The sequence below is a fragment of the Deefgea chitinilytica genome (genome assembly GCF_016881405.1).
GTDB lineage: Bacteria > Pseudomonadota > Gammaproteobacteria > Burkholderiales > Chitinibacteraceae > Deefgea > Deefgea chitinilytica.
Window position 1 is genome coordinate 997,085 of sequence record NZ_WOFE01000001.1, and the last position, 18,086, is coordinate 1,015,170.

Here is an 18,086-nt window from a genome sequence, read left to right on the forward strand (position 1 = left end):
ACTCGCTGCTAAATCGCGCCAGCACGCAACAACCGCCCTAACAGCAAATCAGTAACTCTTCAAACAAACGTAATAAATATGTTGCATAATTGGCAATAGGTCGGCATAATTCGCCTCCTTCATCCGTGCCCCATTATTTTTCGCACGTTTATACGCACCCCCATCATCGCCTCTAACCTTATTCCCGCGTGCTAATTGATAAAGCGGTTGTTCCTGGTTGGCGTCGATGCTGCGCTGGTTTTCCAGCCCGATACCTTACAAGGACAACACCTATGCCGCACACTACTGCGCCTGAATCAGCTACGCCTAACGCTTTTGTAGAATTAGGTTTAGCACCACAACTGACTGACATTTTGGCCGCCCAAGGCTTCAATACGCCAACACCAATTCAAGCAGCATCAATCCCTGAATTGCTAGCTGGCAACGACATCATGGCTTCGGCGCAAACAGGAACGGGCAAAACAGCCGCGTTCTTGCTACCTGCGTTACACCGCCTCACCAAAGAAGCGAAACACTTCGCGCGTGGCCCACGTATCCTGGTTTTGACTCCGACTCGCGAACTCGCTGAGCAAGTTTCAAAAGTAGCCACCGATTTGTGCCGCAACATCCACCGCTGCAAAGTTGTTAGCGTAGTCGGCGGCGTACCTTACCCAGTACAAAATAAACTACTGTCGCAACCTTACGAAGTTTTGGTTGCAACCCCAGGCCGCCTCACTGATTTGATGCGCAGTGGCCGCATTGACTTCAAACGCTTGGAAATGCTGGTACTCGACGAAGCAGACCGCATGCTCGACATGGGTTTTATCGATGAAGTCGAAGCCATTGTGGATGCATTACCAAAAGAGCGCCAAACTGCCCTCTTCTCTGCAACATTGACTGAATCAGTGCAACGCTTTGCTGTGCCAATGCTCAAAGCGCCAAAACTCGTGGAAATGGCACCGCAAGCGACCATGCAAGCACAGATTGAGCAATCAGTGCATTACGCAGACGGCTACGAGCACAAACAAAAATTAACCGCAGCTTTACTAAAGAAAAACGAAGGCCAGCAAACGATTATTTTTACCGCAACTAAAATCAGCGCAGATGAATTGTCTGAATGGCTCAAAATGGAAGGCTTCCGCTCTGCTGCAATGCACGGCGACTTGGCACAACGTGATCGCCGCCGCACCTTAGATCGCTTGCGCAGAGGCGATATCGATGTGTTGGTTGCGACTGATGTTGCAGCCCGCGGCATCGACGTGGCGGGCATTACACTAGTATTGAACTTTGACTTGCCACGTTTTAGTGAAGACTATATTCACCGGATTGGTCGTACCGGCCGCGCAGGTCGCTCTGGTGAAGCCGTATCATTGGTTACTAAAAACGACTTCACTTTATTGACACGCATTCGCCGTCAATACAATTTGAACTTTAGTGTTCAAGTCATTGAAGGTTTGGAAGCTCGCTTCCAACCAGGTCGTGCAGGCACAGGTGGCCATGATCGCGGTCGTCCGGGTGGTGGCCGTGGCCGCCCTGCAGGCAATGGCGGTGGTCGTGGCTATCAAGGCAACCGTGATGGCGGCTACCAAGGCAATCGCGACCGCGATGCAGGTCGCAGCGAAAGCTATAACGGTGGTCGTAGCGAAGGCACGCATCCACGCGGCGAAGCAGGCTACCAAAGCCATCATCGCCCAAGTAGCTCTCGCGACAACGGTTATCAAGGTCAAAATCGTGACCGCAGTTTTGGCACAGGTCAAAGCCGTGATCGCGATGGTGGCCGTACTGGCGGCTACGGTAACGGCAATCGTGATGGTGGCTATGAAGGTAACCGCGGCGGCTATGGCGGCGGTCGTGACAATGGCTACCAAGGCAACCGCGGCAGCTACGGCGGTCGTGATGCTGCTCCACGCACTGGCGGCTTCGGTGGTGGCAATCGCGACGGCGGCTACGCAGGTCGCGGTGGCGATGGTCAACGTCGTAGCTCTGGCGGCTATCAAGGCAAGCCCAGCGGTAACCGCGGTGGCGGCCGCTTCGAATAATCACAACGCGTGAGATTTAAACAATAAAGGCAGCCTTGGCTGCCTTTATTTGTTGCTGAGGTATGCAACCAAACTCTTTGCCTAATATTAACTTGCAGACAATACCCCTTACACATTATTTATATCGGCAACGCAGGCAATCCATGTCGAGCTCGCGCCCGATTACAGGCCTCGATAAAAACACCCACTGAGGACATCGGTGCAAATTCTTGACACGGCGACGGTCGTTCAGCATAAATACCGCACGACACTTGCTGACCAATGACGCCGACCAGCGCAATACAACGAGGCTGAGCATAATCAGTACCGCGCAAACGCATGGTTTGCTGAGTTTCGTAGTCAGCCAATCCGTCAGGCACTTGACCACCCTCGCTACTTAACTCCGAGCGATCAAATGACACTCGAAACGCAGCACAGCAAGCACCACAACTTAAACACTCATTCTTCATCACGACTTATTCCTAAAATGCAATCAATCAGCATACGCACCCAAACCGCGAATGACATTCAGGCGATACTTGAAATCCAAGCAGCTTGCTATCCTGCCGATTTTATCGAATCGGCCGCGACGTTGCAGCGCAAACAAGCGCTCGCCCCTAAATGCTCATGGCTTATTGAAATTGAAGGCCAAACACTAGGTTATCTATTTTGCCACCCATGGCACGGCAATACGCCGCCTGCACTCGGCCAAAAACTGGCAGAATTACCCGCCCACGCAGATCGATTTTATATTCACGACCTCGCCATTTTACCGACCGCACGCGGCCAGCAACTCGCCGATCGATTAATTCAACATGCGCTCGAATGGGCCAAGCAGTCACAATTTAGCCAAGCAATGCTCGTGGCGGTATTGGGAGCCGACAGTTTTTGGCGAAAACACCAATTTACCACTCAAGCTGCCGTAGAATTTAGCGGCTACGGCGACAAGGCAGTTTGCATGTCACGCCCTCTTTAATCCTCAGCTTGCCCGTTACGATCAGACCAAATCCACCGCAGATACACCCGCCACTGTCGTAAAACCTCAGCGGGCGCGCTATCAGGCCACAGCACCACGGCAATGCGCCGCTCTGCACCTTGCAAATGCAGCACCATACCGACACTCGTCACCACGCTACTAGGCAGCAAACGCATTAATTCCAACTGCCCTTGCGCTCTACCGACCTCAATCTCGCCGGACTCATGCAGTTGCAGCAGCGTAACAGGCTCTCGCTTGCGCCAATAAAAAACCAGAGAACTCACCAGTATTGCCAGCAAGACAATGCTAAGCAAGCCATTGAGCGCTATACACCCCGCAATAGCCACAGAAAATACCAACAATAAAAAACCCCGTCGCCATATCGGCACGGGGTTAATCAGTAAGGTCGCGGGACGCATTAGTCCGCCAACTGAATACTGCCACTCACATTCACTTGCAGGCGGCTTTCACCCCCCTCAATCGGCGCCGGCGCAGCATCCATCATCGCGGCGCTTTTCATCATCATCGGGCGCATTTCAGGCCGGAAACCTGAAGTATTCACGTTCATCGACATCATTTTCCAGTTGCTAGCCGACATACTTTTTTGAATCACCCCAGCACGGCGCTTAAACTGGGCAATCCCTTCTTCGATCAAGCCTTCTTCTGCCTTGCTACGCGCCTCATCAGAAACGGCATAACGCACCTCGGCCAATTGCATTGGGCTAGTACCAGTTGATTTTTGCAGTTCACCGACCAATTTCGACAGCGCAGCAAAGTCTTTTGATGACACCCGCAACTCACCGCGACTGCGCCAGCCCTCCTGTTTATTATTTTTACTTGAATACAGCGGGTAAGTCGCAAAACTGGTTCCGCCTGATTGCACCGTCGGATACTGCTTGAGCAACTTTAAGCCGCCAGCCAAGGCTAAATTCACCTTTTCAGCCAAGCGCGCAGGATCAGCATCTGTAAATTCGACAAACAAAGTCGCCAACGCCAGATCATTCGGCACCTCACGAGTCGCCTGCGATTCAAAGTTCACTATATTACGCGGTGGAGCGACATCAGCCGCCATCGCCGTGCCAGTCAACAGAGTCGCTAATACTAAAAAATGACGCATTTCTAAAACCTCATGCTAGTTTGTCGTTGGACAACATCATTAAAGACGCAAATGTACGATGAAGCCAGCCAAGTAAGCAGTCAACTATTTACCCTAGCCAAGCCAATTCAATCAATGATAACCATGATCAGTCGGCGTATTGTGAATTTCATCAGATACCGAATCCATCACACCCAAATGAATTTCTACATCAAACCAATCCCAAAACATTTTTAAATTACGTTTTTGTGGCCACAAAGTATCATCCGCAACCCAAGAAGCCAACTCCATCGAGAATATCTTTTCAGAAATCTCATCAATATAGGCAATCGCATCTTCAGGCTCCGCTGCTTCTGGCACCATCAGTACCGTACAATCAGTACGAATATCCTCCAGCGTTAAGACAACATCATTACCCGGCAATTGATTCAGCCAATTTAAAAACTCGACTTTTGGCCGAATAATTGCCGCAGAGCGATCAACAATAAACATAAAAACCCCAAAAAATAAAATTCAAGCCAAACTATTTACCAACATCATATTTAAATTGCCTTTAAAATAAAGCAATCAAATCAGCAGAGTCGATATACCATCGGCATTATAAAAGACCATGTCGCAAAATGCATTTAACCACGACAATTCTAGACGCAAATTCGTTCGCTGGCGCGCTGCAATTATACCAAAACATCAGCACAACCCAATTGAAGGCAAAATCATTGAAGCCAATTCAGATGTGCTTGTCATGCTCTCTGCCACCGCACTAAAACCCGGTAGCGAAGCGCGTTTTATGTTAGAAGTATTTGAATACGAAGGCGCCACTTGCAATCGAAACACCCTTGATTTAAATGGCAAAGTAATTGATAACGCCCTAATTGGCCATATCAGTTTATTTCGCCATCAAATTCAATTACACAAACCCAATTACACACAATTAGAGCTGCTAAAAAAACTAACAGCATAAGCCAATATCGCACCACACTCAGCGCGATATTGGCCTCAACAATCAAAGTAATGCAGTAAAAAACACACCAAGCAAGACCAGCAAGCACAAGCACTTTTACCTCAAACTTTTAACGCCGACGGCGACGCCCCGTTGGTTTAGCTGCAGCCCCAGCCTCGCCAGCCGTCGTTCGTGCACTCCCCGCCCCAGTTTTAACTGCCGTTTTAACCCGAGTGCTGCGGGGTTTTCTTTCACCGCTAGCGAGCGCACCACGACCAGCTGGCTTGGCAGTCACCCGTTGACCGCGGCTAGACTCACCTCGCGCCGCTATCGGCTTATTCGTCAGTCGCACCTCTTTAGCATCCAACACCAATACGAAGTCAATCTTGCTCGTTTCTAAATCCACCCGAGCAACTTTAACCTTCACGCGATCAGTCAGGCGATACACTTTTCCGCTGTGCTCCCCTTTCAATTCTTTTCGTTTCTCATCGTAATGGAAATAGTCGGTTCCCAACTCAGAGACATGCACCAAGCCTTCGACAAAAACCTTGTCCAACAATACAAACATGCCAAAGCCGGTAACCGCTGAAATCGAGCCTTCAAATTCTTCACCCACTTTATCTTGCATAAAGTAACATTTCAGCCAGTTTTGCACATCACGGCTCGCCTCATCCGCACGGCGCTCAGTCATTGAGCATTGCACACCCAATGCCTCCCACTTAGTTGCAGGTTTGTACTTTTTACCCGCCAAAATCGCCTTAATAGCACGGTGCACCAGCAGATCAGGGTAACGACGAATTGGCGACGTAAAATGCGCGTACGCCTCGTAACTCAAACCAAAGTGACCTGCATTGTCTGGGCTATACACCGCTTGCGATAAACTACGCAGTAACATTGTTTGCAAAAGCGGCGCATCGAGACGATCTTTGAATGAATTGAGCAAAGCAGCATAATCACTCGCCGTTGGATCTTCATCGCCCCCCAAACTCAAACCGACCGTTCGCAAGTATTCACGCAAATTCTTAAGTTTTTCTGGACTTGGACCTTCATGCACCCGATATAGAGCCGGATGTCCTTTCTTCAGCAAAATATCTGCCGCACACACATTGGCTGCCAGCATGCATTCTTCGATCAATTTATGCGCGTCATTGCGCACCACCGGAACGATTTCACTAATTTTGCCTTTATCATCAAAACGCATTTCAGTTTCAGTGGTTTCAAAGTCAATTGCGCCGCGCTCAGCACGTGCTTGAGCAAAGACTTGAAACAACGCGTACAAAGTCTGTAAATGCTTAATTTGCGGGGTATATGGCTGCGCGACTTCACCAGCAGGGTTTTGCAGAATATCCCATACCTTGGTATAGGTCAGACGAGCCTTTGACAACATGACCGCAGGGTAGAATTTATAGCCCTTGATCGCACCCTTAGCGCTTACCTTCATGTCGCAAACCATGCAGAGCCGTTCAACATTTGGGTTTAATGAACACAGGCCGTTCGAAATTTGCTCTGGCAGCATTGGAATCACGCGCCGCGGGAAGTAAATCGAGTTGCCTCGCTCAATCGCGGTCAAATCCAAAGCATCATCAGGGCGAACATAATGGCTTACATCAGCAATTGCCACGACCAGACGCCAGCCCTTGCCACTTGGCTCGGCGTAAACCGCGTCATCAAAGTCTTTGGCCGTTTCGCCATCAATGGTCACCAAGGGCATCTCGCGTAAATCAATTCGCTCGACGCCATTCTCTGGCTTCCAATCAATTTTGCGGACTTTTTTCGGCATTTTTTCCGCTAGCTTTTGCGCTTCAGCAGAAAATTCATGCGGCAAATTGTGCTTACGCAGCGCAATCTCAATTTCCATGCCCGGATCGTCGTAATTACCGAGCACCTCGGTTACACGTGCCACCGGTGGAGAATAGCGCGACGGCTGTGTCAGCATTTCCACCATCACCACTTGGCCGGGCTTGGCACTACCACAATCACCAGCAGCAACCTGAATGTCACGACTAATTCGTTTATCTTCGGCGGTAACAAAAAACACCCCCCGCTCTGCATGCAAACGCCCAACCAAACGCTGATTAACGTGTTGTAATACTTCTGCAATGGCTCCTTCTGGGCGACCGCGGCGATCAAGACCAATTTTTCGACCCAACACCCGATCACCGTGCAATACTTTATCCATCTCTTTGGGGCCAAGAAATAAATCTGCACTACCATCATCTGGCACTAAAAAACCAAAGCCATCTGGATGACCCTGTACTTTACCTGCTATCAAATCGACTTTTTCTGGCAAACACAGAGCGCCAATTCGATTAATTAATAATTGACCTTCACGGCCCATTGCTTGCAGACGACGCTCAAACGCAACATCTTCTGCATGCAAAATTCCGAGTTGTTTTGCTAAATCATGCGCCGTCATGGGCGCGCCGCTTTGTTCTAATACCTGCAAAATAAATTCGCGTGATGGTAGCGGATTTTCATATCGTTGTTGTTCACGTGCTAAATAAGGATCTTGCGCACGCAATCCCTTCATTTTTTTAGCTCGCGCTGGTTTCTTCGCTGGGGATTTCTCGTTTTGAAATTGATCCTTAGCAACCGTTTTTTTCATATTTTTTATTGACACCATTTCTAGGTTTGAATATTATTGCGCCCTCGCATGAAAGGCGCTGCATCATTGTAGCGCAGTTAAAGAGCCCAGGTGGCGGAATTGGTAGACGCACTAGGTTCAGGTCCTAGCGCCCGCAAGGGTGTGGAAGTTCGAGTCTTCTCTTGGGCACCAACTCTTTAACTTGTGAACTGTAGCAGATATTGCCCAGGTGGCGGAATTGGTAGACGCACTAGGTTCAGGTCCTAGCGCCCGCAAGGGTGTGGAAGTTCGAGTCTTCTCTTGGGCACCAAATTGACTCAGTCAGACAACAACCCCATACAACGTTAAGTTGCTGGGGTTTTTTGTTGTCCACAAAAAATACCCAAAGCCAATTATTTCATAGAAAATTCATATTTGATTCACTTATTCTAAAGACTTGCCTCATTCAATCTCAAATAAATACAAATACGATTAGATTAATTGATTCAATGATTAAATTGATTAAAATTCGCTCACGTAAATTTTCACATTCAATCATCTTTGCTTGGAAAGCCATCCATGACTCAGACTAAAAAAATAATTCTTTGTGTATTTGGCACTCGCCCAGAAGCGATTAAAATGGCGCCTTTGGTACTTGCCTTACAATCAGACCCCGATTTAATTTGCAAAGTCTGCGTAACGGCACAACACAGAGAAATGCTCGATCAAGTCATGAGCCTATTTGGTTTAACCGCCGACTACGACCTCGATTTAATGCAGCCCGGTCAAAACTTAACTGATCTTACTGCTCGCGTCCTACAAGGTGTTCGTGATGTGATTGTGGATTGCCAACCTGACCTAGTACTGGTTCATGGCGACACTTCGACCACACTAGCGGCTGGCTTAGCTGCATTTTATCAACGTACCCCTGTTGGGCACGTTGAAGCAGGTTTACGCACGGGGAATTTGCAAGCGCCTTGGCCAGAAGAGCTTAACCGATCGGTGGTTGGTTTATTTGCCGAACTCAATTTTGCGCCCACCAGCCAATCAGCCAACAACCTACTTCGGGCTGGACGTGATTCATCGCAGGTCTTTATTACTGGAAATACGGTGCTCGATGCGCTACTTGAAGTGAGCGAAAAAATTGATGCGGACAAAGCCCTCGCAACAAACTTAGCCGCTCAATTTCCGTTTATTGACAGCAACAAAAAAATCATTTTAGTCACCGGGCATCGTCGTGAAAATTTTGGCGATGGTTTCTTACAAATATGTCGTGCACTGGCTGAGCTAGCTCTTCGCCCTGATGTGCAAATCATTTACCCTGTTCATCTTAACCCGCAAGTTCAAAAACCAGTCAATTCGCTATTACAAGACCTACGCAACGTTCATTTAATTGCACCGCAAGATTACTTGCCATTTGTCTACCTACTCAAACGCGCATACCTCGTTTTGACTGACAGCGGCGGCATTCAAGAAGAAGCTCCTACTTTAGGCAAACCTGTTTTAGTAATGCGCGAAACGACAGAACGCCCTGAAGCGGTTGCCGCTGGCACAGCCAAGCTCGTCGGCACAGATGCAAACATCATCATCAAAGAAGTAACTCATTTATTAGAAAACGATGCTGCTTATCAAACCATGGCGCAAGCAAGCAATCCGTATGGAAGCGGTCAATCTGCGCAGCAGATCGTTGAGATCATTCGCCAATGGACGCCAAAATCATGAGTTGGCTCGACTTGCTTGCGGCATATTGGTTTTTTATCGCCATCTTATTGCGGCTAGGGATTGTTGTTATTTTCATCAGTTCACTCGATGATTTTTTAATTGATTGTCGCTACTGGGTATGGCGCCTTAAGAACCACAAAATATGGCGCAGAAGCACATACCTACCTGAATATGCAGATGAACTCTATCATGATGAGCAGCAAGCCATCGCCATCATGATTCCAGCATGGCATGAAGCGCCAGTTATTCAGCGTATGGCTGACTACGCTGCCAAGACCTTTGACTACGACAATTACCATATCTTTGTCGGCACTTATCCAAACGACCCAGAAACCCAAGCCGAAGTTGATAAGGTCGCAGCCAAATACCCCAATGTCCACAAGGTCGTAACGCGTGATCCGGGCCCGACGACTAAAGCGGATTGTCTCAACAACATCATTGCCTATATTTTCGCAATGGAAGAGCAAGATGGTATCCACTTTAGCTGCATCGCCTACCACGACGCCGAAGACATCATTCACCCTCTTGAATTACGTGCCTTTAATCGTTTAGTACCTACGTTTGATTTAGTTCAACTACCAGTAATGCCACTGGCTCGACCTTGGACTAATTTTGTTGGCAATCACTATATTGATGAATTCGCTGAATGGCACGGCAAAGATATTTTGGTACGACAACTTCTAACCGGCCAAGTACCTAGCGCCGGCGTTGGTACCGCATTTAGCCGGAAAGCCATCGGCTTACTGTCAGAAATGAATGGCGGCGTCGTATTTGATACGGGTACGTTAACCGAAGATTATGAGATTGGTTTTTGCCTGCACGAGGTCGGCGCTCGTGAAATGATGCTGCATTATCATGTGCAATTTAAAAATACGCCGCCCGCATGGTTTGGCCGACGCGGCGTCCATGACATGATTTGCGTGCAAGAGTACTTTCCCAACCATCTATGGCAAGCCATCCGACAAAAATCACGTTGGATTGTGGGTATCGTCTTCCAGGGCTGGAAAAATCTAGGCTGGCGCGGCAAACCCTTGATGAAATACATGCTAATACGCGATCGAAAAAGCATTATTGCGTTTCCATCGGTGTTGATGGGCTATTTAATCGTGCTTACAGTAGGACAAGCGTGGGTTCACCACCAGTTCAATCCCGATTGGTGGACGTTCCCCGTATTGATTCCGATTGATAGTTGGCTATGGATTTTAGTCGCTTGCAATTTCTTTTTTATGTGCAATCGCTTGCTGCAGCGCTTTGTTTTTACCCGCCGCTATTTTGGTTTTTGGCAAGGCGTGCAATCAATTCCACGCATGCTGATTGGCAACATTGTGAATATTTTTGCGTTTTTTCGCGCATTCTCACAGGTTCGAAACAGTAATAAAACCGGTCGCGCCGTAAAATGGGACAAAACCAGCCATGATTTCCCAGACCTACACACGGGAGAAGATCATAACTAAACGCCTCAAATCTCAATTACTACCACTCGCACTGGTTTTGTGCGCAGTGAACACACATGCTCATGCTTATAAAATAAGCGAGGAATGGCGAAATTTTCGCACCTATCCCCGGACAGAGCGAGCTTATGCACTATTAAAAAAAGGTGATTTAGCTGGCGCACGCAATCTTTTTGAGCAAGTTTATCAAATAAATCCCAAACGCAAAGACATTAGCTTCGAACTAGCCAGAATTTGCGCTCGTCAAGCGGATATTGCTTGCATTGACGCGATAGCTCAAAAATGGATATCTCGCCAACCCGAGGATGCAACCGGGTACATGCTAAAAGGCTACATTGGATACTTAACAAAGAATGAATCACAAATCATTAAATACGCCCCGCTTGCTCTGCAGCGCCCCGGTGCGCCTGAAACCTTTCGCAGCTCCTTAGCAGAAGCTTGGGTTGCCGCTTTAATAAACAGTGATGATGCAACGGCAATCAAACAGGCAGAGCAACTCCTCAAGACCCAAAAAATTAGTATCGCTGGCGACAAGCTAGTGCAATGGGAACAACATCGTCAATCGGCGCAACAGGCAAGCCAAGGCAAGCAACCCATCACGAAACAATTTCAACAGGAAGGCGAAGACAAAACCGGTACAGCACCATCTGAACTAAGTAAACAGGTGGCAACGCAAGCGGCAAGACAAAATAGAAATCCAGCGCAAAGCACTTACACAAAAAGCAAGGGTATATCACCACAGTCATTACCAGCAAAAACTAAAGAGCCAATACCCCAGTTTCCTTATGCAGAATTGAATCAAGCAGAGCGAAACAATCAACTTTCCGTCCACCTTATTGCGTTGGCTGAGCAACAGCAAAACGCAGTCTTTTTAAATAAGGTATCGCGCTTACAGTCGGATCATTTATTCAATCCAGCGTTACAAGCCTCTCTAGCTAGAGGACTACAAACACAGCACTGTGACCTGCTTTTGGCTATCACGCCAATTGAAACCAACGCGAAACTCACAACCCCATACAGCCAAATGGCTGCTGCGTTTTGCAGCAAAAACAATCCGCGCCGTGCGGCAGGGCATTTTGCCGCCGTCAATCAACTTCGCTCGCAAAATAATCAGTCACCCGATCTGATCGCTCTGCGTGGGGAAGGCGACGCACTCATGGCAGATGGACAAACCGAGCAGGCCATGCAGCGTTGGTACCAATTACTGCAGATTGAACCGCAAGCTCAGCTCGGGGAAACTTTAGCTGCTTACGCCCTACATAATCCACAATTTACAATTAGCCACTCGATCGCTAATCGCTTTCCTCAGTATTTTCCTGCGGGCTCATTAGCACTTCAACAAGCTCGGCATGCGGTTAATAATGGCGATTACAACAATGCCGTGCAATTATTTTCCCGATCCCTAACGGAAAACCCAGATGCGGACATCTGGTATGAACTCTCCCTACTCCACAAAAAAAATCAACAGTCCGCTAAGCAGGGTGAAGCGCTGGCAATGGCGATCAAACTCGCCCCCCAAAACGCATTATTTCACGCGGAATATGGTTTCTGGCTCATCAATGCGCAAGACAACGTCGCCGCACTCGAAAATTTACAAGAAGCCATCCGTCTCGAGCCAACACGCATTGAACTACAACCCCAAATTGCCTTTTTACACATGCAACAAGGTAATCGCGAAGCAGCAATCATCGATTTACGCGCCAGCATTGATCAACACGCCGCAATACAAGCAAAAATGGGTATCAGTGGCGATGCCGCCACCCAACAACTCTTTAATTGGCAACGTAATGTACAAACACTTGAAGATCGTTGGAATTGGCTAGTTAACACTCAAATCCGACTCAACACAGCCCCCGATACGAGTAGCGCAACCAGCCCTGTTCAATATGGGCAATACAATGGCTACATTAATACGGCCCTCACCTATCGACTCGATCCAATTCGGGATGCCGCACGCCCAACTTGGATTTTTGTACGAGCCAATCAAGGCCTGAACGATCAGTCACTCAGCTTTACGCCCGATAAAACACTTGGCCTTGGTGTGACACAGCGCTTATTAAAAGACTATATGGTGATTGGCTCAGCAGAATGGCTATACCGCACCGAAGCAACCTACAAAAATGACATGATGGTACGCTTATCTGGCTCGCATTCAATCAACACGGACTGGCAACCTACTGGAAACAATTGGCTCACATTCAATCTGTACGGTGATGCCGCCTGGCTCGTCCGTGCTGAAAGCTATTACCTGACTACCTCAGTTGAAGCTGGTCAACAATACCGCTTACCGTGGCTCGACGGCAAATCAACTTTAATGCCTTTTATAAGTAGTATCGCCACTGCCAACAACGACAACCCCACGCATACTATCGTTAGCAGAGTCGATGTGGGCGTAGGGCTGGCATTGCAAACTTGGCATGGCGCAGATCCTTGGCGCGCCCCCGACTTACGTCAACGCCTTTCACTTGAAGTGAGACAAGCTATTGGTGGCAATACAGATGACGACTTTGCGGTACTCTTGCGTTGGGGGCTATTTCATTGAAATTAAAAGGTTTGCTGTTGATTTTATTGCTTAGTTCAAACTGGGTCTTCGCCAACCCCGTTTGCACGCCAGCAAAAGATAAAATCATCATTTACCAACCTTGGGCTTCACATGCTAATTTAACAAGCGCCCAACTCAATTCAATCGGAAAAACGTTAAACAATTCTGGCTATACACACTTACTGCTGCAATGGAATCGTTATGGAGAACACAGCTACACTAGTGACCATCAAAGCTATTGGATTCATGATATCTCAAATAAAAAAAACAAAATCATAGAGGGTTTGTATGCAGACCCTCAGTTTTTTAGTGCATTAAAATTATCAGATGCCGAATTAGATTCGTATTTATCAAAATTACGAAAAAAGAGCTTTGATGAAGCTAAATATTTATCACTCAGAACTACACACCGCATTCGTGGATGGTACTTACCCGAAGAAATCGATGATTTAAATTGGCGTAGTGAAACCCGCCAACGGATACTAAGCAATCATTTCAAAATTTTGGTCAGTGCCTTACGAAAGCTCCACCCTGATACCCCAGTCTATGCCTCCACTTTTTTTGGTGGGCACACAACGCCACAAGACTACGCAAACTTTCTCAACAAAATCCACTTAGAAACTGGGATTATTTGGATGGTCCAAGATGGTCAAGGCGTCTTCCGATCACCTCGACCCAATACACTACGATATTTAAGTGCCGTTAATAAGACCTTACCTTCCAACGCATGGCTAGGACTGTTAGAAAATTTTACCGAATTAAATCAAACCAGCGAAAACAGGTTTTGCCCTGCGAGCACAACTGAAATAAAAGAAAGACAAAAACTATGGTGCGCGGCGACAGGACGTGAGCCTGACGTCTATTTTTCGCTAAATCAACTCAACAATCAGTTACTAGGTCATCAAAATAGCAAATGTACGACGCGAAGAGGTCATATCGCCCCCAATTAATGCATTTCTATACGACATATATTTAGACCAAAAACTACACCCCAACACAGAAATTCAATTCGTACTTGAGCTTGGCAATAAATAGTCAATATTAAATCATAAACGTTTAATTAATAAGGCTGTTCATGGCAGATGAATTATCACAAGCACATGTGCTTATAGCGGATGATGCACCAACTGTCAGACAATCGCTGCGAATGACGCTCGCGCAATGTGGCATCAATCGAGTCGATGCCGCCAGCAGCATCGGAGAGACGCGTCGTCGGTTGCGAAACGCACAGTATGACGCCGTTTTATGTGACTATCACTTTGGTGAAGGCATGAATGGCCAAGAACTACTTGAAGAACTTCGCCAAAGTGGTGAATTGCCACTCTACACCATTTGGATCATGATTACAGCCGAATCGGCCTACGAAAAAGTTGTTGCCGTCGCTGAAATTGGCCCCGATGATTATCTGATCAAACCCTTTACGAGTGCCCTACTGACGCAACGACTCACGCTCGCTTGGAGACGCAAACGTTTCTTAAAACCAATCTATGACAAAATCAACGAAGATGACATCAGTGGGGCAATCGCGGAAGCTAAGTCATTAATTCCCAAAGCCGAAGGTTTTCGTGGTGATTTAATGCGTTTGCTCAGCAGCCTATTGCTCGAAGCAGGACAAGTTGAACAAGCACGACTGCTATTTGAGGAAATTCTTTCGCAACGTATGATCCCCTGGGCCAAGCTTGGATTAGCCAAGGCGCTTATACGTCTAGGTAAAAAAAATCTTGCCGAAAGCACACTGCAAGCAGCCATTGTAGAACATGCGCAATATGTCGATGCCTATGAGGAATTAGCATCAATGTATATGGCCGATGGTCGCGTTGACCAAGCGATGGCGGTTTTTGAAAAATGCCTCGCGATGACCCCGAATAATGTCAGCCGCTTACAAAAAGCCGGCAATCTAGCGAATATGCTAGGCGACTCAGCCAAAGCTAAATCGTTACTAGAACAAGCCGTAAAATGTGGCGGCAATTCGTCTGCACTCAGTGCAGACACCGTACTGCAGCTGGCGCTAGCAGCTCGCAGAGAAAACAACTCATCAGACTCAGAAAAATACCTTCGCCTAGTAAAAGAAATTGCCCGCAAAGACAATACAGTTAAAAACAAAATCATCGACATTATTGCTACAGCCATTTACGAAGGAAAACCGCAATTACTTAACGAACTCGAGGTTTATTTTAGTCACGCAGAAATGACCCAGGAAATGGCAACCAGCTTTATTATGGCAGCCGATCTAATCTGCCCCGCCACGATTGAAGGCGAAGAGCCTAGCGGTGAAACGCCCCCCTATAAATGGCTCAAGCACATTGCGCAGCGCTTTATTACCACTCGTCATGTTTCAGGCTTATTAGAAAGTGCGGCGACGATGCGCCCAATTTGGAAAGACTACATCCAGCAAATTGGACAAGAAATAAATGATTTAAATAACAGTGGTGTGCAGCACATGCTGCGATCCGAATATACCGAGGCGATTGACCTGCTACTGCCAAACGCGCAAAGCACTTGCAATAATCGGCTTATGCTATCGGCCAGTCATGCCATAGTTAAATACATAAAAAACGTTGATACACTAGAAACCAAAGAACGAAACGCCCTAATTACGATTGCCAGTGGTTTTATCGACCGACTTAGCGGCATGATCGATGCGGGCACCCATCACAGCCTAAACCAAGACCTGCAACAACTCTTTCAGCGTTGATGCAGCAATTCAAGTGGGGTAAATGGCCACATCCACCAAGATTGGCTTTAATACTTGAATACAGGCCGCAGGACTCATTCCGACCAAAAAACCTCTTCGGCCACCATTGATGTAGATTTTCTCTAACTCAGCAATCGAAGCCTGCATATATACTGGCATGATTTTTTTCGTCCCAAACGGTGATGTTCCACCGACGACGAAACCACTGTGCTTATTTGCAATCTCCGGCGCACAAGGGTTAATCGTTTTACAAGCAATAATCCGTGCCAAATTTTTCGTGGACACTTCACAATCGCCATGCATTAAAACCACCATCGGCTGTTTTTTCTCATTTTCCATAATCAGCGTTTTAATCACGATTCGCTCTGGTACCCCCAGTTCTCGTGCCGATACGGCAGTACCACCGCGCTCTTCATAATCGTATAGATGCTCCGTGTACTGAATTTTATTAGCCCGCAGCATGCGTATTGCGGTGGTCACCGGAATTTTTTCACTCACCATCATCCCCACTGTGTTCATTTACGGCATAATATCCGAGTAAATTACTCAAGAATTATTAAAACTATGCCTTTACAATTTGCTCAACTGCCACCTGCACTGCGTTGGCAAGAACTCGGCACCGAATTTTACCAAGCCTGCCCAAGCACCCCAATGGCACAGGCTCACACCGTGGCATGGAATGCAGAATTCGCGCAAGCACTCGGTTTAGCCGAACTGACTCAGCAACACCAAATCGCAGATTATCTAATTGGCAATCAAACCCCGCAAGGCCAGACCCCTTTGGCAACCGTGTACTCAGGGCATCAATTTGGTATCAACGCAGGTCAACTAGGTGATGGCCGTGCTTTATTAATCGCAGAATTAACCGATCCAGAAGCTACTCGATGGGAAATTCAACTTAAAGGGGCCGGACCAACCCCGTACTCGCGACGTGGCGATGGAAGAGCGGTATTGCGCTCAACCATCCGTGAATACTTATGCTCCGAAGCGATGCATGGGTTAGGTATACCAACTACACGCGCCTTAGCGATCGGCAGTGCGCAACATACAGTGTGGCGAGAAACACGTGAGCGTGCTGCTGTTCTGACTCGGCTAGCGCCCACGTTCGTCCGTTTTGGCCATTTCGAGCATTTCTATTACCACGGTCAACCTCAAGCACTACAGAAACTCGCTGACTGGGTAATTTCGCACCACTATCCAGAATGCCAATCCAATACCAACCCCTATCTAGCGCTGCTCAACGCTGTGATTTACCGAACCGCCAAGCTCATTGCGCAATGGCAGGCAGTTGGTTTTTGCCATGGGGTGATGAATTCAGACAATATGTCTATTTTAGGATTAACACTAGACTATGGACCATTCGGTTTTTTAGATGGCTTTAATCCAGCACACATTTGTAATCACTCTGACGATACGGGTCGCTATGCTTATCAGCAGCAACCACAAATCGGCTTATGGAATTTGCATTGTCTTGCACAAGCACTGATGCCGCTGGTTTCCAAAGATGACTTACTCGCAGCACTCGCCAATTACCAAGATCTGTTTGAAAGCGCATTTGCTGAAGAACTGCGGAAGAAACTAGGTTTTTCAAATTGGTACGAATCAGACTGGAGCTTAGCGACTGAATTATTTGAATTAATGCAAGCCGCACAGACTGACTGGACCATCTTCTGGCGTACCTTGTCGCACTGGATTACCGAGCAAAACGACACTCGGCTCAGCGACTTAATTCTGCATCGCGAAGGTTTACAAAACTGGCTGCAACAATATCGCAAACGCTTGACTATCGATGCTCAGGAACCGAAGCAACGCAGTAGCTTGATGCTCAATAGCAATCCTAAGTACATTTTGCGCAATCATTTGGCAGAAATAGCCATTCGCAAAGCTGAAAATGAACACGATTTTTCGGAAATTGAGCGACTACGACACTGCCTGAGCAATCCATACCGTGAGCAAAACGAATATGAGTCATACGCTCAACTACCACCAGACTGGGCTAGCACACTCTCTGTAAGTTGCTCATCCTAGCACTTTGATATTTATTTAACAGAAATCTGATTTAAAACCATAAACGAGGCTACGAAGGAGTGTTTATTCTGCGATA

General features: G+C 47.4%; 15 protein-coding genes, 2 tRNA genes and 1 pseudogene. 12 read left to right on the plus strand and 6 right to left on the minus strand.

The window, feature by feature from the left end:
• Window positions 1–272 precede the first annotated feature (272 nt).
• Entirely contained in the window at window positions 273–2,018 is a 1,746-nt protein-coding gene (locus tag GM173_RS04505; RefSeq protein ID WP_203570115.1) for a DEAD/DEAH box helicase, read from the plus strand.
• A 119-nt stretch (window positions 2,019–2,137) separates the two neighbouring features.
• On the opposite strand, the gene GM173_RS04510 is transcribed toward GM173_RS04505, so the two are convergent.
• On the minus strand, window positions 2,138–2,467 hold the full coding sequence (locus GM173_RS04510; protein WP_203570116.1) for a YkgJ family cysteine cluster protein: 330 nt from the start codon (window positions 2,465–2,467) through the stop codon (window positions 2,138–2,140).
• Between the two features lie 17 nt (window positions 2,468–2,484).
• Between GM173_RS04510 and GM173_RS04515 the strand changes: the two genes are divergently transcribed.
• Window positions 2,485–2,973, plus strand: a complete 489-nt coding sequence (locus GM173_RS04515; protein ID WP_203570117.1) for a GNAT family N-acetyltransferase — start codon at window positions 2,485–2,487, stop codon at window positions 2,971–2,973.
• Here the strand turns inward: GM173_RS04515 and GM173_RS04520 are convergent.
• The 3 genes from GM173_RS04520 to GM173_RS04530 form a co-directional block, all read right to left on the minus strand.
• Complete coding sequence (locus GM173_RS04520; RefSeq protein WP_203570118.1) at window positions 2,970–3,392, minus strand: protein YgfX; 423 nt, start codon at window positions 3,390–3,392, stop codon at window positions 2,970–2,972. The genes GM173_RS04515 and GM173_RS04520 overlap by 4 nt on opposite strands.
• Window positions 3,392–4,090 carry an SIMPL domain-containing protein gene (locus GM173_RS04525; RefSeq protein ID WP_203570119.1) on the minus strand — a complete coding sequence of 233 codons (699 nt, stop codon included), beginning with the start codon at window positions 4,088–4,090 and terminating at the stop codon, window positions 3,392–3,394. Before GM173_RS04525 ends, GM173_RS04520 begins: the two co-directional genes overlap by 1 nt.
• 111 nt (window positions 4,091–4,201) lie before the next feature.
• On the minus strand, window positions 4,202–4,561 hold the full coding sequence (locus GM173_RS04530; RefSeq protein ID WP_203570120.1) for a hypothetical protein: 360 nt from the start codon (window positions 4,559–4,561) through the stop codon (window positions 4,202–4,204).
• Between the two features lie 118 nt (window positions 4,562–4,679).
• Here GM173_RS04530 and GM173_RS04535 point away from each other — a divergent pair, with 118 nt between their 5' ends.
• Entirely contained in the window at window positions 4,680–5,030 is a 351-nt protein-coding gene (locus GM173_RS04535; RefSeq protein WP_203570121.1) for a hypothetical protein, read from the plus strand.
• 109 nt (window positions 5,031–5,139) lie between these two features.
• Here the strand turns inward: GM173_RS04535 and rnr are convergent, their stop codons facing one another.
• A complete protein-coding gene (gene rnr / locus GM173_RS04540; RefSeq protein ID WP_203570122.1) occupies window positions 5,140–7,539 on the minus strand; it encodes a ribonuclease R in 2,400 nt (799 codons plus the stop codon).
• A gap of 159 nt (window positions 7,540–7,698) precedes the next feature.
• Here rnr and GM173_RS04545 point away from each other — a divergent pair.
• From GM173_RS04545 to GM173_RS04575, 8 genes and pseudogenes are all read left to right on the plus strand, one after another.
• Window positions 7,699–7,785 (plus strand) — tRNA-Leu (locus GM173_RS04545).
• 31 nt (window positions 7,786–7,816) lie between these two features.
• Window positions 7,817–7,903, plus strand: a tRNA-Leu gene (locus GM173_RS04550).
• A 248-nt stretch (window positions 7,904–8,151) separates the two neighbouring features.
• A complete protein-coding gene (gene wecB / locus GM173_RS04555; protein ID WP_203570123.1) occupies window positions 8,152–9,294 on the plus strand; it encodes a non-hydrolyzing UDP-N-acetylglucosamine 2-epimerase in 1,143 nt (380 codons plus the stop codon).
• Entirely contained in the window at window positions 9,291–10,748 is a 1,458-nt protein-coding gene (locus GM173_RS04560; protein WP_203570124.1) for a glycosyl transferase family protein, read from the plus strand. Before wecB ends, GM173_RS04560 begins: the two co-directional genes overlap by 4 nt.
• A pseudogene (locus GM173_RS16360) lies at window positions 10,708–10,989 on the plus strand (tetratricopeptide repeat protein); the annotation flags it as partial. The gene GM173_RS04560 and the pseudogene GM173_RS16360, both read left to right, overlap by 41 nt.
• Window positions 10,990–11,064: 75 nt before the next feature.
• Window positions 11,065–13,287 carry an NfrA family protein gene (locus tag GM173_RS04565; protein WP_239078241.1) on the plus strand — a complete coding sequence of 741 codons (2,223 nt, stop codon included), beginning with the start codon at window positions 11,065–11,067 and terminating at the stop codon, window positions 13,285–13,287.
• Window positions 13,284–14,237: a DUF4434 domain-containing protein gene (locus GM173_RS04570; RefSeq protein WP_203570126.1), complete on the plus strand. Its 954-nt coding sequence runs from the start codon at window positions 13,284–13,286 to the stop codon at window positions 14,235–14,237. The genes GM173_RS04565 and GM173_RS04570 overlap by 4 nt, the downstream gene beginning before the upstream one ends.
• A gap of 125 nt (window positions 14,238–14,362) precedes the next feature.
• Window positions 14,363–15,982 (plus strand): response regulator, encoded by a 1,620-nt coding sequence (locus GM173_RS04575; RefSeq protein WP_203570127.1) that lies wholly within the window; start codon window positions 14,363–14,365, stop codon window positions 15,980–15,982.
• 9 nt (window positions 15,983–15,991) lie between these two features.
• On the opposite strand, the gene ybaK is transcribed toward GM173_RS04575, so the two are convergent.
• Window positions 15,992–16,483, minus strand: coding sequence for a Cys-tRNA(Pro) deacylase (ybaK, locus tag GM173_RS04580; protein WP_203570128.1), 492 nt, complete (start codon window positions 16,481–16,483; stop codon window positions 15,992–15,994).
• Window positions 16,484–16,546: 63 nt separating this feature from the next.
• Here ybaK and GM173_RS04585 point away from each other — a divergent pair, with 63 nt between their 5' ends.
• Window positions 16,547–18,010, plus strand: a complete 1,464-nt coding sequence (locus GM173_RS04585; protein ID WP_239078243.1) for a protein adenylyltransferase SelO — start codon at window positions 16,547–16,549, stop codon at window positions 18,008–18,010.
• Window positions 18,011–18,086 lie beyond the last annotated feature (76 nt).